The 24,038-nt window shown below is 43.4% G+C and carries 19 protein-coding genes; 17 read left to right on the top strand and 2 right to left on the bottom strand.

Going from position 1 to position 24,038, the window contains the following annotated elements; genetic code table 11:
• The first annotated feature begins 10 nt into the window (after window positions 1–10).
• The 9 genes from leuB (at window position 11) to yihA (ending at window position 13,487) form a co-directional block, all read left to right on the top strand.
• Complete coding sequence (gene leuB, locus CD004_RS16575; protein ID WP_102263770.1) at window positions 11–1,123, top strand: 3-isopropylmalate dehydrogenase; 1,113 nt, start codon at window positions 11–13, stop codon at window positions 1,121–1,123.
• A gap of 93 nt (window positions 1,124–1,216) precedes the next feature.
• On the top strand, window positions 1,217–2,626 hold the full coding sequence (gene leuC, locus CD004_RS16570) for a 3-isopropylmalate dehydratase large subunit (RefSeq protein WP_102263769.1): 1,410 nt from the start codon (window positions 1,217–1,219) through the stop codon (window positions 2,624–2,626).
• 303 nt (window positions 2,627–2,929) lie between these two features.
• Complete coding sequence (gene leuD, locus CD004_RS16565) at window positions 2,930–3,526, top strand: 3-isopropylmalate dehydratase small subunit (protein ID WP_102263768.1); 597 nt, start codon at window positions 2,930–2,932, stop codon at window positions 3,524–3,526.
• Window positions 3,527–3,676: 150 nt separating this feature from the next.
• Window positions 3,677–4,699: a tetratricopeptide repeat protein gene (locus CD004_RS16560; protein WP_102263767.1), complete on the top strand. Its 1,023-nt coding sequence runs from the start codon at window positions 3,677–3,679 to the stop codon at window positions 4,697–4,699.
• A 157-nt stretch (window positions 4,700–4,856) separates the two neighbouring features.
• Window positions 4,857–6,146 carry a trigger factor gene (gene tig, locus CD004_RS16555; RefSeq protein WP_102263766.1) on the top strand — a complete coding sequence of 430 codons (1,290 nt, stop codon included), beginning with the start codon at window positions 4,857–4,859 and terminating at the stop codon, window positions 6,144–6,146.
• Between the two features lie 474 nt (window positions 6,147–6,620).
• Window positions 6,621–7,883 carry an ATP-dependent protease ATP-binding subunit ClpX gene (clpX, locus tag CD004_RS16550; RefSeq protein ID WP_102263765.1) on the top strand — a complete coding sequence of 421 codons (1,263 nt, stop codon included), beginning with the start codon at window positions 6,621–6,623 and terminating at the stop codon, window positions 7,881–7,883.
• A 671-nt stretch (window positions 7,884–8,554) separates the two neighbouring features.
• A complete protein-coding gene (lonB, locus tag CD004_RS16545) occupies window positions 8,555–10,222 on the top strand; it encodes an ATP-dependent protease LonB (RefSeq protein ID WP_102263764.1) in 1,668 nt (555 codons plus the stop codon).
• 356 nt (window positions 10,223–10,578) lie between these two features.
• A complete protein-coding gene (gene lon, locus CD004_RS16540) occupies window positions 10,579–12,906 on the top strand; it encodes an endopeptidase La (protein ID WP_102263763.1) in 2,328 nt (775 codons plus the stop codon).
• Entirely contained in the window at window positions 12,903–13,487 is a 585-nt protein-coding gene (gene yihA / locus CD004_RS16535) for a ribosome biogenesis GTP-binding protein YihA/YsxC (protein ID WP_102263762.1), read from the top strand. The genes lon and yihA overlap by 4 nt, the downstream gene beginning before the upstream one ends.
• A gap of 118 nt (window positions 13,488–13,605) precedes the next feature.
• Here the strand turns inward: yihA and CD004_RS16530 are convergent, their stop codons facing one another.
• A complete protein-coding gene (locus CD004_RS16530; RefSeq protein ID WP_102263761.1) occupies window positions 13,606–14,091 on the bottom strand; it encodes a LiaI-LiaF-like domain-containing protein in 486 nt (161 codons plus the stop codon).
• Window positions 14,092–14,349: 258 nt separating this feature from the next.
• On the opposite strand from CD004_RS16530, the gene hemA reads away from it, so the two are divergent.
• From hemA to ysxE, 8 genes are all read left to right on the top strand, one after another.
• On the top strand, window positions 14,350–15,696 hold the full coding sequence (gene hemA / locus CD004_RS16525) for a glutamyl-tRNA reductase (RefSeq protein WP_102263760.1): 1,347 nt from the start codon (window positions 14,350–14,352) through the stop codon (window positions 15,694–15,696).
• Window positions 15,697–15,710: 14 nt separating this feature from the next.
• Window positions 15,711–16,544 (top strand): cytochrome C assembly family protein, encoded by an 834-nt coding sequence (locus CD004_RS16520; RefSeq protein ID WP_102263759.1) that lies wholly within the window; start codon window positions 15,711–15,713, stop codon window positions 16,542–16,544.
• 12 nt (window positions 16,545–16,556) lie between these two features.
• On the top strand, window positions 16,557–17,492 hold the full coding sequence (gene hemC / locus CD004_RS16515; protein WP_102263758.1) for a hydroxymethylbilane synthase: 936 nt from the start codon (window positions 16,557–16,559) through the stop codon (window positions 17,490–17,492).
• Window positions 17,489–18,265, top strand: a complete 777-nt coding sequence (locus tag CD004_RS16510) for a uroporphyrinogen-III synthase (protein ID WP_102263757.1) — start codon at window positions 17,489–17,491, stop codon at window positions 18,263–18,265. The genes hemC and CD004_RS16510 overlap by 4 nt, the downstream gene beginning before the upstream one ends.
• 3 nt (window positions 18,266–18,268) lie before the next feature.
• A complete protein-coding gene (gene hemB, locus CD004_RS16505; RefSeq protein ID WP_102263756.1) occupies window positions 18,269–19,249 on the top strand; it encodes a porphobilinogen synthase in 981 nt (326 codons plus the stop codon).
• Between the two features lie 69 nt (window positions 19,250–19,318).
• A complete protein-coding gene (gene hemL / locus CD004_RS16500) occupies window positions 19,319–20,611 on the top strand; it encodes a glutamate-1-semialdehyde 2,1-aminomutase (protein ID WP_102263755.1) in 1,293 nt (430 codons plus the stop codon).
• 483 nt (window positions 20,612–21,094) lie between these two features.
• Window positions 21,095–22,273 (top strand): stage VI sporulation protein D, encoded by a 1,179-nt coding sequence (gene spoVID, locus CD004_RS16495; protein WP_102263754.1) that lies wholly within the window; start codon window positions 21,095–21,097, stop codon window positions 22,271–22,273.
• A 439-nt stretch (window positions 22,274–22,712) separates the two neighbouring features.
• The gene (gene ysxE, locus CD004_RS16490) at window positions 22,713–23,750 is read left to right on the top strand and encodes a spore coat protein YsxE (protein ID WP_102263753.1); all 1,038 of its coding nucleotides are present in this window, start codon (window positions 22,713–22,715) and stop codon (window positions 23,748–23,750) included.
• Between the two features lie 18 nt (window positions 23,751–23,768).
• On the opposite strand, the gene CD004_RS16485 is transcribed toward ysxE, so the two are convergent.
• Entirely contained in the window at window positions 23,769–23,963 is a 195-nt protein-coding gene (locus CD004_RS16485) for a hypothetical protein (RefSeq protein WP_102263752.1), read from the bottom strand.
• Window positions 23,964–24,038: the final 75 nt, after the last annotated feature.

The raw sequence follows: 24,038 nt of genomic DNA, 5'->3' as shown, positions 1-24,038 counted from the left end.
GGCGAATGTAATGGAAAAAAGGATCGCAATCCTGCCAGGAGATGGCGTAGGCAAAGAAGTAAGCAGGGGGGCGGTTACAATCCTCCAGGCAGTAGCTGAGCTTTTTAACCATAAGTTCCATTTTACTTATGGAGAAATCGGCGGGGCAGCAATCGATGAATTTGGGACACCGCTCCCGGATCGCACACTAGACCTCTGCAAGGACAGTGATGCTGTCCTGTTAGGCGCTGTGGGAGGCCCTAAGTGGGATCGAATGCCTGGACATATTCGCCCCGAAAAAGGCTTATTGAAAATCAGGAAAGAGCTCGGGTTATTTGCGAATGTCCGGCCGGTTCAATACTACTCCAGTATTTCCGGGATTTCACCGCTTCGCAAGGAAGTCGTTGAAGGAGTTGACATGGTCGTTGTCAGGGAATTGACCGGCGGGCTCTACTTTGGGAAACCGAGTGAAAGAAGTATCCAGAAAGGCGAAGCTTCTGTAGTAGATACATTGTTTTACCAGAAAAACGAGATTGAGAGAGTCATCCGCTATGCATTTGAGTTGGCTGCCATGAGAAAAGGCAAGGTCACTTCTGTGGATAAAGCAAATGTTCTGGAATCGAGTCGAATGTGGCGTGAAACAGCAGAAGAGGTGGCGAAGGACTACCCTGAAGTTCAGCTTAACCATATGCTGGTTGATAATGCGGCGATGCAGCTGATCAAGAATCCGCGCCAGTTCGATGTGCTCGTCACAGAGAATATGTTTGGTGACATTTTAAGCGATGAAGCATCCGTGCTGACGGGATCGCTTGGCATGCTGCCATCAGCCAGCGTTTCGGCTGCAGGACCATATCTGTATGAGCCTATTCATGGTTCTGCACCAGATATTGCTGGGATGAACGCGGCTAATCCAATCGCGATGATCCTGTCAGCTGCGATGATGCTGCGACTGTCCTTTGGCCTTGAAGAAGAAGCTGAGGCAATCGAGAATGCGGTAGAGCAGGTGCTGGACGCCGGCAGCAGAACCCGCGACATTGCCTTATTTGGCACACCGTTCTTAACAACTGAGGGAATGGTTGAAGAAATCAAAGCTGCGCTACTCGACAATGAAGCGATCCTGAATATCATGAGTGCTTACGCATAGAGACGGAATTATCGGCCAGTTTGAAAATCTGTAAAACAAACATTAAGCCAGGCAGGCGGGAAAGAAGTGTTTTAGAAAAAGGGGAGGGTACTTTTGGGGAAAACGATCATCGAAAAAATTTGGGAGAAGCATGTTGTGCATCGGGAAGAAGGTAAACCAGACCTGGTGTATATCGACCTTCATCTTGTCCATGAGGTAACCTCGCCGCAGGCTTTTTCGGGACTTAGGATGAAAAAAAGGTCTGTACGGAGACCGGATTTGACATTTGCGACGATGGACCACAATGTACCTACGATCAACCGGAGCGAAATTAATGACCCTGTTGCGAAAAACCAGATGGATACTTTAAGGGATAACTGCCTTGAATTCGGCATCCCATTGGCTGACCTTGACAGTCCTGAACAGGGCATTGTCCATGTCATCGGACCTGAACTTGGCTTGACACAACCAGGGAAAACCATTGTGTGCGGAGACAGCCACACTTCGACTCACGGTGCATTCGGAGCCCTGGCATTCGGTATCGGTACGAGTGAGGTCGAGCATGTTCTTGCAACTCAAACACTCTGGCAGACAAAACCAAAAACGCTGAAAGTTGAAGTGTCTGGCTCTCTGGAACCAGGCGTGAGCGCGAAGGATTTCATTTTGTTCATTATCAGTAAATACGGAGTTAATTTCGGTACTGGTTACGTCATCGAATTTTGTGGTGATGCCATCAGGAAAATGTCGATGGAGGAAAGGATGACAATTTGCAATATGTCAATTGAAGGCGGGGCGAAAGCATCAATCGTTGCTCCTGATGATAAAACCTTTGCTTACCTGAATGGAAGGAAATATGTAGCTGAGGGAGACGCCTTCCTCGATAAAATACTGGAATGGCAGCAGCTCTCTTCTGATGAAGATGCAGTGTATGACCACGTAATTAAAGTAGATGGCAATGGCATCGCTCCGATGGTCAGCTGGGGCACGAACCCATCAATGACTGCTCCGGTCACTGACAGAGTACCTTACCTAAATGAATGTGATACTGATACAGAAAAGAAGTCACTTGAAAGGGCATTATCATACATGGGGCTGGAGGAAGGGCAGTCAATTACAGATATTAATGTAACCAAGGTCTTCATTGGCTCCTGTACGAATTCAAGAATTGAGGATCTCAGGGCAGCCTCCGAGGTTATCAAAGGCAAAAAAGTCGCTACTGGAGTTGAGGCAATTGTGGTGCCTGGTTCCCAGCAGGTCAAGAAGCAAGCTGAAGCAGAAGGCATAGCCCAGGCATTTATTGAAGCAGGATTTGAATGGCGGGAATCCGGCTGCAGCATGTGCCTGAGTATGAATGCAGACATTGTGCCAGCCGGGGAACATTGTGCCTCCACTTCAAACCGCAACTTTGAGGGCAGACAGGGGGCTGGCGCACGTACCCATCTTGTCAGTCCTGCCATGGCTGCAGCTGCCGCACTCCATGGGCATTTTGTAGATGTCAGGTCGATGGCTGGTATTACCGTTTAGTTTCCTTTTTAACCAAATAAAGGTCAAAGGTGCAATTAATCGGCTTAACGGTGCAATTATTGAAATTTTTGGTTCAATTAATGGCTTTAATGGTGCGATTATCAGTTTATACGTGCAAATATCCTCGTTAAATAAGAGAATAATTTTTTCAGCAAGAATATAGCTGCAAAAATGACCCGAAACCGGTATATTTCGGGTCATTTCACTACCTATTTGCAGAGTTCGCTTTGGAAAATTCATATAACAGCCATTTTGCTGATTTTAATCCTCCAAAAATATATTTTTCGATGAAAGGAGCCTGAAATGTCTAGTTTTACAGAAATGAAGGGAAAAGTCGCTGCGATGGACAGGACAAATGTTGACACAGATCAGATCATTCCAAAGCAATTCCTGAAAAGAATCGAAAAAACAGGTTTTGGGCAGTACTTGTTTTACGACTGGCGTTATAAATCAACCGGAGAGCTTAATGAAGACTTTGAGCTCAACCACCAGGATAACGAGGGAGCAAGTATTTTAATAGCGAATGAAAATTTCGGCTGCGGTTCATCCAGGGAGCACGCGCCCTGGGCTTTGTTGGATTATGGGTTCAAGGTTTTAATCGCTCCGTCATTTGCTGATATTTTTAAACAGAATTGCCTAAAAAACGGAATCCTTCCGGTTGTACTGCCAGAAAAAGAAGTTTCCTATTTGCTTAAGAAAGCAAGCGGGCAGGCATATGAACTGACAGTTTCACTAGAACAGAAGAGAGTGTATGACAACAAGGGATTTGAAGCAGGATTTGATATCACACCATATTGGTATAATATGCTCCTAAATGGCTGGGATGAAATCGAATTAACCCTTCAGCTCGAAGAAAGTATCAAAGAATTTGAAGATCAGCATATAGAGAAAGTAATCTAATTTGAAAAAATTGCGATTGATTCACAGGCCCTGCTTGTGAATCTTTTTGTTTTTTCAGGGATTCGTGCTAAACTTTCTAAAAAAGCTGAAATCATGAAGCAAAAAGCGAAATCAATAGAGTTTAACTATTAAATGTAAGGCGGTATGTTTATGAATAAACGGGAATCAAAAAAGGATAAAGTGATCCTGTTTCCCGGTCTGGAAAAGCGTCTGTTGGAAAAGGGCCTGGATTATTTGAAGCAGCATAAGTACCGGGATGCGATTCAATTTCTAGAGCAGGCATTGGAACATGACCCTGAGAATAGCGATGTATACGTTGGACTTGTACTTGCTAATTATGAAGCAGGAAATACACATCAGGCAAAGGAACTCGTGGCAGAGATGCTGCGGAGCGGACTTGGTGATTACATACAAGTGATTGACATGTATTTAATGATCCTTGTCCAGTTGAATGAATACAGTGAAGTCGTAGCGACCATCGAGGCTCTTCTGGAGGAACGGGAAATTCCGGCAGAAAGGCATGAGCATTTCATTACCATGCTTGAATTCGGCAGGCGGATGCTTAATGGTGAAACAGATGCGGAGCCCATTGAGAGTTTTGAAGAGGAACCTGAAGAGGATGAACTCAATCTGTTTGAATATAAGAATCCCAATGACCAGGTGATGGTTGCTGCGGGCCTCGCTAAGGTAAACATAAGACCCTATATAATAAAAATTAGGGAGTATGTCGCATCAGAAGATGGCCATCCTTTCTTAAAAACGATGCTGCTTAATATATTGAAAGAACAAGAATATGCCGAAGAATTACATGTACACAAATTCTCCTGGACAGAAGACTTCAATCCAGTAAATTTACCGGAACTGAAGGATTATATTGAGGACAGTGGTGTGATTCAATTATTAAGCCGTGAAATTGAAAATGATGATCCTGTTTTATTTGAAAATGTCCAAAGTTTGATCGAGCGGTATTTCTTTTTGGTTTATCCATTCAAACTGCCAGCCGGGCAAGCCGCGGCATGGGCTGCTGCCTGCCATTTCATCGCAAATGAGTATTATGGATTTGAAGATTCACTAGAGTCATTTGCTGAAATATACAACAGCCAGGTTGAGGAAACGGAACAGGTTTTGGGCTTTATCCGGGAGTTAGAAGAAATTTCTTACCCGATAATATAGTCCAAGCTGTTGAAACGAAATAAACCTGTGTTATAATGTAGTGGTTGTATTATGTAAAAATCATTCTATTTTACATTTAAACTGGAATATTGCTTGGTAAACAAGAGTATTCATCGTCGAATGAAAATGACAATAGATTATTGTTGGAGGGAACTGTATGTCTGCAAAGGTAGAAAAAAGAGAAGGGAACCAAACGGTTCTAACAATTGAAGTAGATGCAGAAAAGGTCAATAAAGGTCTTGACGCTGCATTCCAGAAAGTCGTTAAGCAAATTAACGTACCAGGATTCCGTAAAGGGAAAATGCCTCGCCAAATGTTCGAAAAGCGTTTCGGCGTAGAATCTTTATATCAGGATGCAATTGATATCCTTCTTCCAGAAGCATATGCAAATGCAATCGACGAAACTGGAATCGAGCCAGTTGACCGCCCTGAAATCGATGTAGAACAAATCGAAAAAGGCAAGAGCTTGATCATCAAGGCAACTGTTACAGTTAAGCCTGAAGTAAAGCTTGGCGAGTACAAAGGACTTGAAGTTGAAGCATTCGACACAAACGTAACAGATGAAGAAGTAGAAAATGAACTGAAAGCAATGCAAGAAAAGCAGGCTGAGCTTGTTGTTAAAGAAGAAGGCACTGCTGAAAATGGAGACAGTGTTGTCATCGATTTCGAAGGATTCGTTGATGGCGAAGCTTTCGAAGGCGGCAAAGCTGAAAACTACGCACTTGAACTTGGATCAGGTTCTTTCATTCCTGGATTCGAAGAGCAGCTAGTTGGAACAGCTACTGGCGAAGAAAAAGATGTAGAAGTTTCTTTCCCAGAAGAGTACCATGCAGCTGAACTTGCTGGTAAGCCTGCAACTTTCAAAGTGAAAGTTCACGAAATCAAAGGAAAAGAACTTCCAGCTCTAGATGATGAGTTCGCTAAAGATGCTGACGAAGAAGTTGAAACTTTAGATGAGCTTAAGACGAAGATCAAAGATCGTCTTGCACACGATAAAGCACACCAGAAAGAACACTTCGAACGTGACACTGTTGTAGAAAAAGCAGCAGCTAACGCTGAAATCGACGTTCCTGAATCAATGATCGATACTGAAATCGACCGTATGGTTAATGAATTCGAACAACGCTTGGGAATGCAAGGTATGAACCTTGACCTATACTACCAGTTCTCAGGTCAAGACGAAGCTGCTCTTCGTGAACAAATGAAAGAAGAAGCTGCAACTCGCGTACGTGTGAACCTGACTCTTGAAGCAATCGCAAAAGCTGAAAACATCGAAGTTACTGATGAAGAAGTAAATGCAGAGCTTCAAAAGATGTCTGAAATGTACAATATGACTGCTGATCAAATCCAAGCAGCACTTGGCGGAAGCCTTGACGGAATCAAAGGCGATCTTCAACTTAAAAAAGCAGTTGATTTCCTTGTGGAAAACAGCAAAACTGTTGCATAATAAGAGAAAAGCGGAGGCGACTGTCCAACTCCGACAAGCGCTGGAGGGCCTGACAGTGAAGTCGTTCTTTGACTTCATTGACAGGACCGAAGCGTCTCGAGGAGTTAGGAGCCGCAGCTAGACATTTCTCAAAGTCAATTTTATACTTAGTATATGATATAGAAACAAGGCGCGAGTAAATCGTGCCTTGTTTTCTACAATAAACACCAATATACATACATAATTTTTTAGCAATTTCATATAAGCCGATTTAACGGCTTGATTTATGGTTAAGATGATTTAGTACATATTTTTTCCGATTCATAAGCGCGAAACTAAAATGGCCGAGGGTTATCATTTCCTGTCCCCTGGCAAAATATGATACAATGCAATACATACCTGCTCGAATGCAGCAGAAAAACTGATACTTAACTTATCGTTTGCTTATGAATCGCAGCTTTATATATGTTTAGAAGTTCTCAAGGGGTGAAGGCATTGTTCAAATTTAATGATGAAAAAGGGCAGCTTAAATGTTCTTTCTGCGGCAAGACGCAGGATCAAGTCCGCAAATTGGTAGCAGGGCCAGGCGTCTATATCTGTGACGAGTGTATTGAATTATGCACAGAAATCGTTGAAGAAGAACTTGGCACTGAAGAAGAAGTTGAGTTTAAGGATGTTCCAAAACCATTGGAAATCCGCGATATACTTAATGAGTATGTAATTGGTCAGGACCAGGCTAAGAAGAACCTGTCTGTAGCTGTTTACAATCACTATAAGCGTATCAACTCAAACAGCAAGATTGATGATGTTGAACTTTCAAAAAGTAATATTGCGATGATCGGGCCTACAGGGAGCGGAAAAACTTTGCTTGCTCAAACATTAGCCCGTATTCTCAATGTTCCTTTCGCAATCGCGGATGCAACATCACTGACTGAAGCAGGTTATGTTGGTGAAGATGTTGAAAACATTCTTTTGAAATTGATCCAATCAGCTGATTACGATGTAGAAAAGGCTGAAAAAGGAATCATTTATATCGATGAAATCGATAAGATCGCCAGGAAATCCGAAAACCCTTCTATTACTAGAGATGTTTCTGGTGAAGGTGTACAGCAGGCGCTCCTGAAAATTCTTGAAGGAACAGTTGCAAGTGTACCGCCACAAGGTGGACGAAAGCATCCACATCAAGAATTCATCCAGATTGATACAACGAATATCCTGTTCATTTGCGGCGGAGCATTCGATGGTATCGAGCAAATCATTAAGCGTCGCCTTGGCCAGAAAGTAATCGGCTTTGGCTCTGAAAAGAAAGAGGAAGACTTAGACAAGAAGGAATTGTTGTCAAAAGTCCTTCCTGAAGATCTGCTTAAATTCGGGTTAATCCCTGAATTTATCGGCCGTCTTCCGGTAATTGCCAGCCTGACTCCGCTTGATGAAGAAGCACTAGTCGAAATCCTGACAAAACCGAAGAACGCTCTTGTAAAACAGTATCAAAAAATGCTAAACCTAGATGATGTCGAACTTGAATTCGAAGACGATGCACTAATTGAAATTGCCAAAAAGGCAATTGAACGCAAGACAGGTGCACGCGGACTTCGTTCAATCATCGAAGGCATCATGCTGGACGTCATGTTCGACCTTCCATCCCGTGAAGATATCGTAAAATGTATCATCACAAAGGAAACAGTCGAAAACAACATGCCGCCAAAGCTAGTATTAGAGGACGGAACAGTCCTTAAAGACGAAAGAAATTCAGCTTAATACACAAATCCCGGTGATTATTTCACCGGGATTTTTTTGTATCTACAGTTTTCTCCTTAAAATAAGATTGATATGAGAAACGTAGCCAACTTTGGCCAGCTTTGGTGTGAAAAGAGGAAAAGCTGTCAGAACCAGGTCCAACTTCCGACAGGTTTAGTGGTGGAAGAGGAAAACCTGTCTGAACGAAGTCCAACTTCGGACAGGTTAGGTGGTGGAAGAGGAAAAGCTGTCAGAACCAGAGCGAACTTTGGACAGGTTTAGTCTGGTAAGAAGAAAAGCTGTCAGAACATGAGCTAACTTCGAACAGGTTTGGTTTGGTAAGAAGAAAAGCTGTCAGAACATGAGCTAACTTCGGACAGGTTTGGTGTGGTAAGAAGAAAAGCTGTAAGAACATGAGGCAACTTCGGACAGGTTTGGTCTGGTAAGAAGAAAAGCTGTCAGAACATGAGGCAATTTCAGACAGGTTTGATGCGTAATGAAGAAAAGCTGTCAGAACTAGATCTAACTTCGGACAGGTTCAGCGAAAAAAAGTTGGCAGAAATACGTTAATTCCTATCAAACTAACGTCATTCCAGGTGGAAAATTTCACTTGAAAATATTGTTTATTCCAACAGTCTCAGGGGGATACTAGGTTAAAGCCAATAGTATCAACTTACGGGAGGGAATGTAAATTGAGTTGGACCGGAATCGCCTTGTTTATACAGCTGTTTTTCGGAATCATCATCGGACTGTATTTCTGGAATTTACTCAGGAATCAGCGGACGCAAAAAGTATCAATTGATCGGGAATCTCGAAAGGAAATGGAACAGTTAAGAAAGATGAGATCGGTCTCCCTGAGTGAACCGCTTGCCGAAAAAGTCAGGCCATCCAGCTTCAAGGATATTGTCGGACAGGAAGATGGAATCAAAGCACTTAAAGCAGCGTTATGTGGACCCAATCCGCAACACGTCATCATTTATGGACCACCAGGAGTAGGGAAAACTGCTGCGGCCAGGCTCGTATTAGAAGAAGCAAAGCAAAACCAAAAATCCCCCTTCAAAAAATCTTCAGTATTTGTTGAGCTGGATGCTACAACGGCCAGGTTTGATGAGAGAGGAATTGCTGATCCGTTGATCGGTTCTGTTCATGATCCGATATATCAAGGGGCCGGTGCGATGGGACAGGCTGGCATTCCTCAGCCGAAACAGGGTGCGGTGACTAATGCCCATGGAGGGGTTTTATTCATTGATGAAATTGGTGAGCTGCACTCAATCCAGATGAACAAGCTTTTAAAAGTACTGGAAGACAGGAAAGTATTTTTAGAGAGTGCGTATTATAATGAGGAAAACACACAAATACCAAGTCATATCCACGACATCTTCAAAAACGGGCTCCCGGCAGACTTCCGCCTTGTAGGCGCGACGACGAGAACTCCAAGCGAAATCCCTCCGGCAATCAGATCGAGATGCATGGAAGTGTTTTTCCGGGAATTATCACAGGAGGAAATTTCAGAAGTAGCAAGGAATGCAGCTGAAAAGGTAGAACTGACTATGAGTGAAAAGGCAATTGAAATACTGTCAAATTATGCACGAAATGGCCGAGAAGCTGTTAATATGGTTCAGATTGCTGCTGGACTGGCCATTACCGAAGAACGAACCTACATTAAAGAAGAGGAAATTGAATGGGTCGTCCATTCGAGCCAGCTCACACCAAGGATGGAAAGAAGAATCAATGAAAAGTCAGCGATTGGCCTTGTCAATGGACTGGCTGTTTATGGGCCAAATACGGGTGCGCTTCTTGAAATCGAAGTCACTGTAATTAAAGCGAAGGATAAAGGCTCAATCAATATCACTGGCATCGTCGATGAAGAGAGCATCGGCGGACAGGGAAAATCCATACGCAGAAAAAGCATGGCAAGAGGTTCGATTGAAAATGTCATCACTGTTCTAAGATCGATGGGTGTTCCAGCTGATGAATTTGACATCCATGTAAACTTCCCTGGCGGTACCCCAATCGATGGTCCATCTGCAGGGATTGCAATGGCAACAGGGATTTATTCAGCCATCTACAAAATTCCGATGGACAATACGGTCGCGATGACAGGAGAAATCAGTATCCATGGGAATGTAAAGCCGATTGGCGGTGTCTATCCAAAGGTGAAGGCGGCGAAAAAAGCAGGTGCCAAAAAGGTGATCATTCCAAAGGAAAATGTGCAGACCATACTTAATGAAATCACAGATATAGAAATCATTCCAGTCACACACCTGAATGAAGTATTTGAAATTGCTCTTGAAAAAGACCATCCAAGGGAGCAAATCATCAAGGCTGCCAGTGACTTAACGGCAAAAGAAACGAGCTAGAATGATGAAAAAGAACGCTTGCCGGCGTTCTTTTTTTACGCTAATTTACTGGTGTTTAGCTCTATAGTTAACCGAACATTAAAACCGTGTTTATTTTTCCCTGAAAAAGGAAAGAGGGTGTAATGAAGGTTGCGATGCTGAAGTTGCTATTTTCAAAAAAATACGACTCCGTTTGGTTTTGAAAGTAACTTCAGATGTGGACATATTTTCACATAAATATCAGGATACTAATCAATGAGGCAAAACGGTGCTACCTGCTCTTGTTATTAGACACTTGAAATTAAATACGATAGAATTGAACAACAAAGTATATTATACTTATGGTTTGATACAATGCATGTTGGAGGTGCAATGTCATGGCGAATAAGAATGAGCACACTGTCCCACTTCTGCCGCTGCGCGGTTTGCTTGTGTACCCGACGATGGTTCTGCATTTGGATGTAGGACGAGAAAAATCGGTACAGGCATTGGAGAAGGCAATGGTGGATGACCATTTAATCTATCTCACAACCCAAAAGGATATATCCATAGATGAACCAGGCGAGGAGGACTTGTACCAGATGGGTACATTGACTCGCGTCAAACAAATGCTGAAGCTCCCTAACGGAACGATCCGCGTGTTGGTTGAAGGATTGTCCAGAGCTGAGATCATTGAACTTTTTGATGAGAATGACCATTATTCCTGTAAAGTAAGAACCTTTGAAGATGATGAAACAAAGGATGTCGAAGATGAAGCATTAATGAGGACAATGCTCGAGTATTTCGAACAATACATAAAAATGTCCAAGAAAATCTCTGCGGAAACGTATGCATCTGTTTCTGATATTGAAGAGCCGGGCAGGATGGCTGATATCATCGCTTCCCATCTTCCGCTTAAACTTAAAGAGAAGCAGGAAATTCTCGAGACGATTGACATCAAGGACCGGATGAATCGTGTCATTGAAATCATCCATAATGAAAAAGAAGTGCTTGGCCTCGAGAAAAAGATTGGCCAGCGTGTAAAGCGTTCCATGGAACGTACGCAAAAGGAATATTATTTGCGTGAACAGATGAAGGCCATACAGAAGGAGCTTGGTGAGAAGGAAGGAAAGACAGGAGAAATTGCTGAGCTTACCGAAAAAATCGAGCTTGCCGGAATGCCTGAAAATGTGAAGGAAACTGCTTTGAAGGAACTCGATCGTTACGAAAAGGTGCCGACGACTTCTGCAGAAAGCGCAGTAATCCGCAATTATATTGAATGGCTTGTTGCTTTGCCTTGGTCAAAGTCGACAGAGGATGATCTTGATATCAGCAAAGCTGAAAAGATCCTTGATAAGGACCATTACGGACTGGAAAAAGTAAAGGAAAGGGTTCTTGAGTATCTTGCTGTCCAGAAGCTGACGAACTCATTAAAAGGACCAATCCTTTGTCTGGCTGGACCTCCGGGAGTCGGTAAAACAAGCTTGGCCAGGTCGATCGCTAAATCCCTGAACCGTAATTTTGTAAGGGTGTCTTTAGGCGGTGTCCGTGATGAGTCAGAAATTCGCGGCCACAGAAGGACTTATGTCGGTGCTATGCCGGGCAGGGTCATCCAGGGAATGAAGAAAGCTGGAACGATCAACCCAGTGTTCCTTCTCGATGAAATCGATAAAATGTCCAATGATTTCCGCGGAGATCCTTCTTCAGCGATGCTAGAGGTGCTCGATCCCGAACAAAATCATAATTTCAGCGATCATTACATTGAAGAGCCATATGACCTTTCAAAAGTAATGTTCATCGCTACAGCCAATAATCTTTCAACAGTACCTGGCCCATTGCTCGACAGAATGGAGATTATCAATATTGCAGGCTATACAGAGCAGGAAAAGCTGCACATAGCCAAGGATCATCTCCTTCCAAGACAAATCAAGGACCATGGTCTGTCAAAATCCCAGCTTCAGATGAAGGATGAAGCGATTACGAAAGTAATTCGTTATTATACACGGGAATCTGGTGTGCGCTCCCTTGAGAGGCAGCTCGCATCAATCTGCAGAAAAACTGCGAAAATCGTTGTTTCTGGAGAGAAAAAACGTGTGATCGTTAGCGAGAAGAACGTAGAGGACTTCCTTGGAAAAACGAAGTTCAGGTATGGTCAGGCTGAGTTGGAAGACCAGATAGGTGTTGCCACTGGTCTCGCTTATACAACAGTTGGTGGCGATACACTCCAAATAGAAGTTTCCCTGTCGCCAGGAAAGGGCAAGCTCGTCCTTACTGGAAAGCTTGGGGATGTTATGAAGGAATCTGCCCAGGCTGCCTTCAGCTATGTGCGTTCAAAGGCGAAGGAGCTGGACATTGACCCGGACTTCCATGAAAAAAATGATATCCATATCCATGTTCCTGAGGGTGCTGTTCCGAAAGATGGTCCTTCAGCGGGTATTACGATTGCAACTGCGCTTGTATCTGCTCTGTCAGGAAAACCGATCCGCAGGGAAGTGGGAATGACAGGAGAAATAACGCTTAGAGGACGTGTATTGCCAATTGGCGGTCTCAAGGAAAAATCTTTGAGCGCCCACAGAGCAGGCCTAACAAAGGTTATTTGTCCAAAGGATAATGAAAAAGATATTGATGATATTCCAGAAAGTGTACGTAAGGAGCTTGAATTTGTGTTAGTTTCTCATTTAGATGAAGTACTGAAGCACGCTCTCGCCAGCGGTGATTCTCAATGAAAGTAAATAGTGCAGAAATCGTGATCAGTGCCGTTAAGCCGAATCAATATCCGGAAAGTAATCTTCCGGAATTCGCCCTTGCAGGCCGATCGAATGTTGGTAAATCCTCTTTTATCAATAAAATGCTTAACCGGAAAAGCCTTGCCAGAACGTCTTCCAAGCCTGGTAAGACACAGACCTTGAATTTTTACTTAATCAATGAAATGCTTCATTTTGTTGACGTTCCAGGATACGGGTATGCTAAAGTATCCAAGTCCGAACGTGAAGCCTGGGGCAAAATGATTGAAACTTATATTACATCACGCGAACAATTAAAGGCGATGCTGTTGATCGTTGACCTTAGACATCCGCCTTCAAAAGACGATGTGATGATGTATGATTTCCTTAAACATTACGAGATTCCGGTCATCATAATTGCCACTAAAGCGGATAAAATTCCAAAGTCAAAGTGGCAAAAGCATTTGAAGATTACAAAAGAAACCCTTGATTTAGATCCGGACGATACGATCATTCTTTTCTCATCAGAAACAGGAGAAGGGAAAGACAAAGCCTGGTCAGTATTAGGGAGCTTCATGAAATAATCGTTGGAAATAAGAAACCCGCACCGTTGATGAACACGGTGCGGGTTTTTATTACTTTATTAAGTATTTACTCTTTGAACGAAGATTAGTTTCTTGCTCCTGAGCCTGACCAGTTTTATTATTTCTTTTTTATAAATAAAAGGTAAACACCAATAAGAATCAATGCTGCCGGCCAAAATCTCCATGCTGTCGTGACTCCATTTTCCAATAAACCAAGCCATCCGGTGATTCTGTCATAAAACAGAAGCAAACCAGCTAAAATGAGAAAGAGGACTCCGTGAAACAAGCCATTGCCTGTTTTCTGGTATCGCAGCAAGAATCCGAGAGCAATTATTAAGATGAATGCACCGAGGTGATCGGGCCAGAGGTCGAATTTATTGACCACATGAAAGTGGACACCGAAGCCAACGAGGATCACACCTGGAAAGATGGCTTCATAATCCTTGCCCCAGTATCCTTGAACTAAAAAGGCAGCCCCGACAATGATCAAAAGTGTCGGCCAAGTATAAAATTCATTGAACAACGAAACATTTTGCTGCTGAAGATAAAAATAGATTCCAAATCCGATTAATATCATTCCTGGTATAATTCTCTGATTTTTCATTCTTTCACCACTTCCAGAAAGGCTCACTTGAATTAAGGGACAAACTTTGATAAGGTACATTAGGGAGTATGTTTATTTGCTTTTGATATAGTATAAAAGTATAAAAAACAGACAGACGAAATAGTTCAATTTAATCAATGCTATTATATATATGTTTTTTCAATAGTTGTTCACATTTACAACATTAAAAGGTAAAAAACGTCGTGTATAATTGCCTTAGCCAATTATGCAATTTCTATGTGGGGGTGTCAATTAATAATGCATATTATCGTTGTCGGTCTAAACTATAAAACTGCCCCTGTTGAAATCCGCGAAAGATTGACATTCAACGAGGGTAACCTTGGTGAAGCGATGAGTGCCCTTCAGGAAAAGAAGAGCATCCTTGAGAATGTCATCGTATCAACTTGCAACCGTACAGAAATATATGCTGTCGTGGACCAGCTTCACACAGGCAGATATTATATCAAAGAGTTTTTATCTGAATGGTTCGGGATCCCTCAGGCAGAATTTACGCCGTTCCTGTTCATTTACGAACAAGATGGGGCAATTGAACATTTATTTAAGGTTTCTTGCGGCTTGAACTCCATGGTGCTGGGTGAAACTCAAATCCTGGGGCAAGTGCGTTCAAGCTTCATGCTTGGCCTTGAAAAGAACACTACTGGAACGGTCTTCAACCAGCTATTTAAGCAGGCAGTCACTATTGCCAAACGTGGTCATTCCGAAACAGATATCGGTGCGAACGCTGTTTCTGTCAGCTACGCAGCTGTTGAACTTGCTAAGAAGATTTTTGGCTCTCTTGATCAAAAGCATGTGCTGATTCTTGGTGCAGGAAAAATGGGCGAACTGGCTATCCAGAACCTTCATGCTAATGGAGCGAAGAAAGTAACGGTGATCAACCGTACTTACCAGAAAGCTGAAGATTTGGCTAATCGATTTTCCGGTATGGCCAAAACATTGGATGAGCTCCAGACTGCGCTGGTGGATGCAGATATCCTTATCAGTTCAACAGGTGCGAAAAACTTTGTCGTCACAAAGGATATGATGGCAATTGTCGAGCAAAAGCGAAAAGGAAAACCATTATTCATGGTGGATATCGCTGTTCCCCGTGATCTTGACCCGGAAATTGCGACTCTGGAAAATGTATTCCTTTATGATATCGATGATCTAGAGGGCATTGTTGAAGCCAATCTGCAGGAACGACAGAAGGCTGCAGAGAAGATTCTTATTATGATTGAAAGTGAGATTGTCCAATTCAAACAGTGGCTGAATACACTTGGTGTTGTACCGGTCATTTCTGCTTTGAGGGTCAAAGCCCTATCAATCCAGCAAGAAACGATGAACAGTATCGAACGGAAACTGCCACATCTATCTGATCGTGATATTAAAGTCCTTAACAAGCATACAAAGAGCATCATCAACCAGCTTCTTAAAGATCCAATTTTGCAGGCAAAAGAGCTTGCGGCTGGTCCTGATGCAGATGAAGCACTCGATCTATTCGTGAAGATTTTCAATATTGAACAGCTCGTCGCTGAACAAGAAGGAATGAAAACGGCTGAAACCAAGCAGGTAAAAGTTCCTTCGCCTCAGGCTTCTTTTCAGCCGTAAGAGAGGTAGTGCCCATGGGTGATCTTTATATTACGCGTCTCCATGAAATAACCATTGTGATTTATGCGGCAAGCGTGCTCTTATACTTTATCGATTTTCTTAACAGTAACCGGAGGGCAAACAAAGTTGCTTTCTGGTTACTTGCATTTGTTTGGGGATTCCAGACAATTTTCCTTTTATATTACATGGTCGACAAAGGCCGTTTCCCAGTCTTGACCCTCTTTGAAGGGCTTTACTTTTATGCATGGGTGCTGGTAACGCTTTCACTGGCAATCAATAAACTATTAAAAGTAGACTTTATTGTCTTTTTTACAAATGTGCTTGGATTCATCATTATGGCGATCCACACCTTCGCACCCGTGCAGTATGACTCCAATGTCATGTCCGAGCAGTTGATATCAGAGCTTTTGCTCATCCATATCACCATGGCGATCCTGTCATATGGGGCATTCTCTATTTCAGTGGTCTTTTCGCTGCTATATCTCATTCAATATGACCTTTTAAAGCGGAAGAAGTGGGGTAAGCTGTTATGGAGGATCACCGATTTAACAAAACTGGATTATTGGTCATACATATTGAATGTCATCGGAGTGCCGATGCTTATCCTGAGCCTGATTCTCGGGCTGCAGTGGGCGTGGATCAAGGTGCCTGACCTTGCCTGGTATGATGCCAAGCTGATAGGATCATTCATCGTACTCGCTGTCTATAGCATCTACCTGTATTTGAGGGTTGGCAAAGAGATGTATGGAAAATCGCTTGCCCTTTGGAATGTCGCATCGTTCCTGATTGTATTAATCAACTTTTTCCTTTTCGGAAAATTATCATCTTTCCATTTTTGGTACCAATAATAGGAGGCTGTCATGAGAAAAATTATCGTTGGCTCCAGACGGAGTAAGCTAGCATTGACACAAACAAATTGGGTAATTGAGCAGCTGAAAAAACTAGGTGCTCCTTTTGAGTTCGAAGTGAAAGAAATCGTCACAAAAGGAGACAAAATTCTAGATGTGACTTTATCAAAGGTCGGAGGAAAAGGTCTTTTCGTAAAGGAAATCGAACAGGCTATGCTCGACAAAGAAATTGATATGGCTGTCCACAGCATGAAGGACATGCCTGCAGTACTGCCGGAAGGACTTGTCATCGGTGCAATTCCAGAAAGGGAAGATCATCGTGATGTCCTGATTTCCAACGGTCATGTTGCTTTTAAAGACTTGAAACCAGGTTCAGTCATTGGAACGAGCAGCCTTCGCCGTAGCGCCCAGCTGTTAGCTCAGCGTCCTGACCTTGAAATGAAGTGGATTCGCGGTAATATTGATACACGAATCGGTAAGCTTGAAACTGAAGACTATGATGGTATCATCCTTGCTGCTGCCGGTTTGAAGCGCATGGGATGGGCTAGTGATACAGTAACCGAGTTCATTGATGAGGATATTTGTGTACCTGCTGTCGGCCAGGGAGCACTTTCAATTGAGTGCCGCGGTGACGACGAAGAACTTCTTCAATTGCTTGAAAAATTCACTTGCGCTGAAACAAGCGCGACGGTTAGAGCCGAAAGAGCATTCCTTCACAAGATGGAAGGTGGCTGCCAGGTACCGATCGCTGGTTATGCGCATTTTAACGATAACGAAGAAATCGTCCTGACAGCTCTAGTTGGTTCTCCAGATGGAAAGACGATCTTCAAGGAGATTGTGACTGGAAATAACCCAGAAGAACTTGGTGAGCTTGCAGCTGATAAATTGATCAGCCAGGGAGCGAAGGACTTGATCGATAAGGTGAAACAGGAGCTTGATAGTGAATGATTCCAGCGCATTCGCTGCAAAATAAAACAGTCATGATTCCAAGGGGGAAGGCTCACGCGAAGTCTTTCTCCGATTTGGTTAAAAGAAATGGAGGGATTCCAGTGGAGATCCCTCTTATTGCCTTTCAGCCTGTTAAAGCATCTGAAAAACTACTTAAAACACTTGCTGATTTACATACCTATAATTGGATCATTTTTACGAGTAATGTGACGGTGGAAACCTTTTATTCTTTTTTGAAAAAGGGACAGGCTCTTTTGCCTAAAATAGCCGTGATTGGTGAAAAAACGAAAGAAGCACTAGTGGACATGGGTGAAAAGGTCGACTTTGTTCCAGAAGAATACGTTGCCGAAGGATTTGTCGATGAGTTTTTACCACATGTCAAGCAGGGCGAGCGGATCCTGATCCCAAAAGGGAATCTGGCCCGTGATTATATATCGGCCGCATTGAGGGAAAAAGGCGCGATCGTTAATGAAGTCATCATCTATGAAACTTACCTGCCTGAAGAAAGCAAAGGCAAGCTCGTTAAGATGCTAACAGAAGAAAGTCTTGATATACTTACATTTACAAGCCCTTCGACGATTGATCATTTTATGAAAATCGTAGAGGAACATAACTTAGGGGGCAAGCTGGATCATTGCATCGTTGCCTGCATCGGTCCTGTATCCAAAAGGAAGGCAGAGCAGCGGGGATTGAAGGTCCATGCCATGCCGGAAAAATACACCGTTGAAGAGATGCTGAAAAGCGTTGCCAATTATATGAATATTGGAGGGTAATCCATGAAACACCTTGAATTCAGCCGTCACCGCCGCCTTCGCCAAACAGCGAATATGCGCGCACTTGTACGTGAAAACTATCTTCGCACTGAAGACTTGATTTACCCGCTTTTTGTCGTTGAAGGAGAAAATGTGAAAAAAGAAGTTTCTTCAATGCCGGGAGTCTATCAATTATCCCTTGATAACTTAAAAGAAGAAATGACAGAAGTAGATTCGTTAGGCATTAAATCTGTGCTGCTTTTCGGCGTACCTGACGAAAAAGATGAAGTAGGCTGCCAGGCTTACCATGACCACGGAGTCTTGCAGGAAGCAATCCGAGTCATCAAAAAGGATTTTCCTGATATGGTTGTCATCGCCGACACATGCCTGTGTGAATACACAAGCCATGGCCACTGCGGTGTCATCGAGGATGGCAAAGTTCTGAACGATCCATCCCTTGAGCTTCTTGGAAAGACGGCTGTCAGCCAGGCACAAGCCGGAGCAGATATCATTGCGCCATCCAATATGATGGACGGATTTGTTACAGCGATTCGTTTTGCTTTAGATGAAGCAGGATTCCATGATGTTCCAATCATGTCTTACGCTGTAAAATATTCTTCAGCCTTTTACGGTCCATTCCGCGAAGCAGCTGAAAGCACACCTCAATTTGGCGACCGCAAATCCTACCAGATGGATCCGGCAAACCGCATTGAAGCTATGCGCGAAGCAGAGTCTGATGTCATGGAAGGAGCGGACTTTCTGATCGTCAAGCCGGGCATGCCATACCTGGACATCGTCCGCGATGTGAAAAACAACTTCAACCTGCCTGTTGTCATCTATAATGTCAGCGGTGAGTATTCAATGGTCAAAGCGGCTGCACAAAACGGCTGGGTTGACGAAAAGAGCATCGTCATGGAAATGCTTACAGGAATGAAGCGCGCCGGATCAGACCTGATCATCACCTACCATGCGAAGGATGCAGCACGCTGGCTGAAGGAACAGTAATTATAAAAGTTACTTGAGACTAGAACTAACTGAATTGCCAGAGTCTATTAAATAGAAATGAGGGATAATATGCGCTCATATGATAAATCGATTGCAGCTTTTAAAGAAGCAAAGGAACTTTTGCCTGGAGGAGTAAACAGCCCCGTCCGCGCATTCAAGTCAGTCAATATGGATCCTATCTTCATGGAAAAAGGGAAGGGTTCTAAGATCTATGACATCGATGGCAATGAATATATTGACTATGTATTATCATGGGGACCACTGATTCTTGGCCACACGAACGAAAAGGTGGTTGAAGGAATCAAGAAAGTCGCTGAGCTTGGGACAAGCTTTGGTGCACCTACAGTTGTTGAAAATGAGCTTGCACAATTAGTCATTGACCGTGTTCCATCGATTGAGATGGTAAGAATGGTTTCTTCAGGAACTGAAGCAACGATGAGCGCCTTGCGCCTTGCTCGCGGGTATACAGGACGGAATATGATCCTGAAATTCGAAGGTTGCTACCATGGACATGGTGACTCATTGCTGATAAAAGCTGGCTCAGGCGTCGCCACGCTTGGTTTGCCTGACAGCCCTGGTGTTCCTGAGGGAGTTGCCAAGAACACGATTACAGTACCTTACAACGATCTTGAGAGCGTCCGCTATGCATTCGAGCAATATGGTGATGATATCGCCGGCGTGATCGTTGAACCAGTAGCCGGGAATATGGGTGTCGTACCACCTGTTGAAGGATTCCTTGAGGGTCTTCGCGAAATCACCACACAATACGGAACCGTTTTGATCTTTGACGAGGTCATGACAGGATTCCGCGTGGGCTATAACTGTGCTCAGGGATATTACAATGTAACTCCTGACCTTACTTGCCTTGGTAAGGTAATAGGCGGAGGACTTCCAGTAGGCGCATACGGCGGTAAAAGAGAGATCATGGAACAAATCGCACCAAGCGGTCCAATTTACCAGGCGGGAACGCTATCTGGAAACCCGCTTGCGATGACAGCTGGCCTGGAAACATTGAAGCAGTTGACGCCAGAATCCTACAAAGAGTTTGAGCGCAAAGCTGATATCCTTGAAAAAGGACTGAAAGCAGCAGCAGAGAAATACGGAATTCCGCACACAATCAACCGCGCAGGATCGATGATTGGCATCTTCTTCACGAATGAAAATGTCATCAACTATGAAGTAGCCAAACAATCGAATCTTGAATTCTTTGCAGCATACTACCGTGAAATGGCGAACGAAGGAGTATTCCTGCCACCATCACAATTTGAGGGATTATTCCTCTCAACAGCACACACAGACGAAGACCTGCAAAAAACAATTGAAGCAGCAGAGAAAGCATTTGCGAAGCTGCGGAATAAATAAATTAATTAGACATTCTTCAAATGAAGGGTGTCTTTTTTTTCGAGAAACTGGGAATCTTTAAGTAAGGCTTTGTTTTAGCTGATTGTAGATTCCACATTTCAAAAAAATAACCGGAATAATTTCGCTTAAATTGGAAATGTCCCTTGTTTTTTTAAAAATAAGGGAAGTTTTTCCGCTTATTTAAACCAAATCGTTGAATTTAATTAAATTTATGCCAGTTAACCGGAAAATCTCCGCTTATTTTGGCTTTATAAGGGTGATTTATAAAAATAGCAGGAATTTTTCCGCTTATGAATTCTTTCACCTGCATGATAAAGGAAAAACAGGCATTAGAAATGATTTATTCGAAATTTATTTTTCCAGGAGACGCCTGGACATATCAACTCCTTTTTATGTTCTAAATTATCATAAAAGTAAATACAGACTCATAAAGTGTTAATGACATAGTGATTTTACGTTTAAGGAATGAAAGGAGGAGTCGCTTTGTCTCAGGGGAATCAATCGTGCCTGCGATTTTCATTAGAAGAGTCAGTGTGGTTTCAAAGAGGACAGGAAGTCGCGGAGCTTGTCTCGATTTCACTCGATCCGAATATAACCATCCAGGAGAATGAACAATACGTATCCATACGCGGATCGCTGGAGTTGACTGGGGAATATACATGCCACGAACAACAGCAAGAGAATGATGAGGAACAACTCTCTGCTCTTAAGTACGTCCATTCTGTCATGGAGAGGGAAGAAGGCGTCTATGAATTCCTTCATCGTTTCCCGGTGGATATCACAATCCCGAAAAACCGGATTGAAAGTATTTATGACATTGATATTCAGGTAGAAGGATTCGATTATGTTTTTCCGGAAAAAGACCGCCTGAAGCTGAACGCTGACCTTGCCATTACTGGCTTATACGGCGAACAGCAGCATGAAGCTGATCAGGAGACGGACAGTGAAGAAGTGGAGGAACTGGAAGTCAGTTACCGTGAGGAGGCTACTGCAGAAGTTGATGCTGAGGTGGAAGAAGAAGCCGTTGCAGATGCAGTTAGCTATAGAACAGAAGATGTTGCTGAACCAGACTTCCCGGAAGCACCTGCCTATTCGTTTGTCCAGCAAAATGAAACATTGAATGAACAGGAAGAGCAAGCTACTTATGAAGAAGAATTGTATGCACCATTCAGGGCAGAAGCAAAGAAAGCCGCTGATGCCGAAGAAGGATCTGAACCAGAATTTCAGGAGCAAAGAGAACACCAACCAGTTCCGGAGTATGCTTTTAGTGACTTCAGAGGCGAACCGGAGCCTGTTGAAGATGTCGAAGTTGAGCAGGAAGTTGAAGAGGTTGAAATGGAAGTGGAGCCGGAGGCAGAAAACCCTCCTGCTAAAATGGAGGAATCCCCGGAGAGCTCATCTTCTCCAGTACTAAAAAAGAAAAAGCCGAATATGAAGCAAGGCATTTCAATCGCCGAATTTTTGGCGAGGAAGGAAGAAGAAACAGAAGTTGCCAAAATCAGAGTGTGCATTGTTCAGCAAGGCGACTCTCTTCAGTCAATCTCTGAACGCTATGATGTGCCAGTGCAGCAGCTTCTGCGGGTGAACCATCTGAGCATCGACCATGAGGTCCATGAAGGCCAGGTGCTATATGTTCCTGGAGTTGCAGTTCAGAATTCCTAATTATTCAATTTACAAGAAAGTATAATAGCTATGCACTTTGATTAATGTCTAGCTCCAGCGCCTACCCCCTCGAGACGCTTGTCTAGCTACGGCTCCTAACTCCTCGAGACGCTTCGGTCCTGCCAATGAAGTCAAAGAACGACTTCACTGTCAGGCCCTCCAGCGCTTGGCGGAGTTGGGCAGTCGCCTTTGCTTTTCGAGTTCGGTCCTGCCAATGAAGTCAAAGAACGACTTCACTGTCAGGCCCTCCAGCGCTTGTCGGGGGTGACCAAGTCGCTTGCGCTTTTCTTTGTAGCAACGCCTTGTCCAAAAGGAGGCTGGTTGTCAGGGCTGGCTTGGCTGCTGGCTGGGATTGCTATAGCTTTTAGTATGGGCAGGTGTTTTGAGCACCTGCCTAGCACTGTTTGTGCATAAGAGTCCAGAAAGTAGGCGAGATCCCATGGATGATCGCAATTTTTTAAAAGAAGAATCTGCAGTGTTAAAGCAGTATCCTATTGAATCGTATTTTGCAGAGGACTTTGGCAAAGTTAAAAAAGTCTATACGAAATCGGGGACGTTCGCTTTGAAAAAAATCCACCCGTATGAGGGGACGGATTTTATCAAACATATTCAAACTCTTTATCAAAAAGGCTATAACAGGATTGTTCCAGTCTATCCGGCAAACGACGGACGATATGCAGTATTGCATAATAAGTCACTGTATTATTTAATGCCTTGGATGCCGAATGAGACAAGGGAGGACCAATCACAAAGACACCAACAGTTGTTCAGGGAACTGGCGAGGATGCATACTTTGTCAGTAAAGGAAATGGAAATCAGTACGGAAGTTAAACAAGAGCATTACGAAAAGACGTTAAAAGAATGGGAAAAAGAAGAAGAATTCATAAATGGATTCCTTGAGAGTTGTGAGAACAGAGTATATATGTCCCCGTTTGAACTGACATTCTGCCTGTATTACATTCAAATCCATCAGGCAATCCAGTTCGCGAAGCAGAAACTTGAGGCTTGGAATGAAAAAACGAAGGAGCAAAAGAAAACCAGGACGGTAACGCTTCACGGGAAGGTCTCTCCTGAACACTTCCTGTTCGATGAAAGAGGTTACGGGTATTTCATCAATTTCGAGAAGGCGCGGCAAGGGTCGCCGATCCAGGATCTGCTGCCGTTTTTAGCAAGGTCGCTTAAGACACAGCCCAAATATGGAGACGAGATCATCGACTGGATTTATGTCTATCTGAAGTATTTTCCATTCCGTGAGGATGAAATGCAGTTATTCATGAGCTATCTGGCTTTTCCATCGGGGATTATCCGTGTCGCGGAACTATACCATCAGCGCAAAGCTGAAGTGGATGAGAGGAAGTTTGTCCAAAAGCTGCAGCGTCAGTACTGGCTCTTGAGCAATACAGGTTATGTAGTGACTAAGATAGACGAACTGGAGAAGCAAAAGGAGCAGGCAAAACAAGAAGGAGCCCAGAGCTAAAAGATGCTCCAGGGCTCCTTAAATCATTTCGAATTTTATTGCCAGTGCAATCAGGATGAAAATCGATAGCAAGAATACATCAAATGTCGACGGGAAAAACAGGGTGCGTATTCCCTGGAAAACACAAAAAGGAATAATGAGCTGGGCACATACTGCACGCGCCGTCCTCGCCCACCGCGGGAGTGTATAAGGATTATACCTTCGTCTCTTCATCGCCATCCCTCCAAACAATCAGGTATCCCTTTTTTCATTCTATGAGTGACTTGCCCAAAATGTGCTTATTGTTCG

Origin of the sequence: Mesobacillus jeotgali (assembly GCF_002874535.1) — a bacterium.
Classification (GTDB): domain Bacteria; phylum Bacillota; class Bacilli; order Bacillales; family Cytobacillaceae; genus Mesobacillus; species Mesobacillus jeotgali.
The sequence above is the reverse complement of the archived record's forward strand: the minus strand, read 5'-3'. Positions and strand labels throughout refer to the sequence as shown.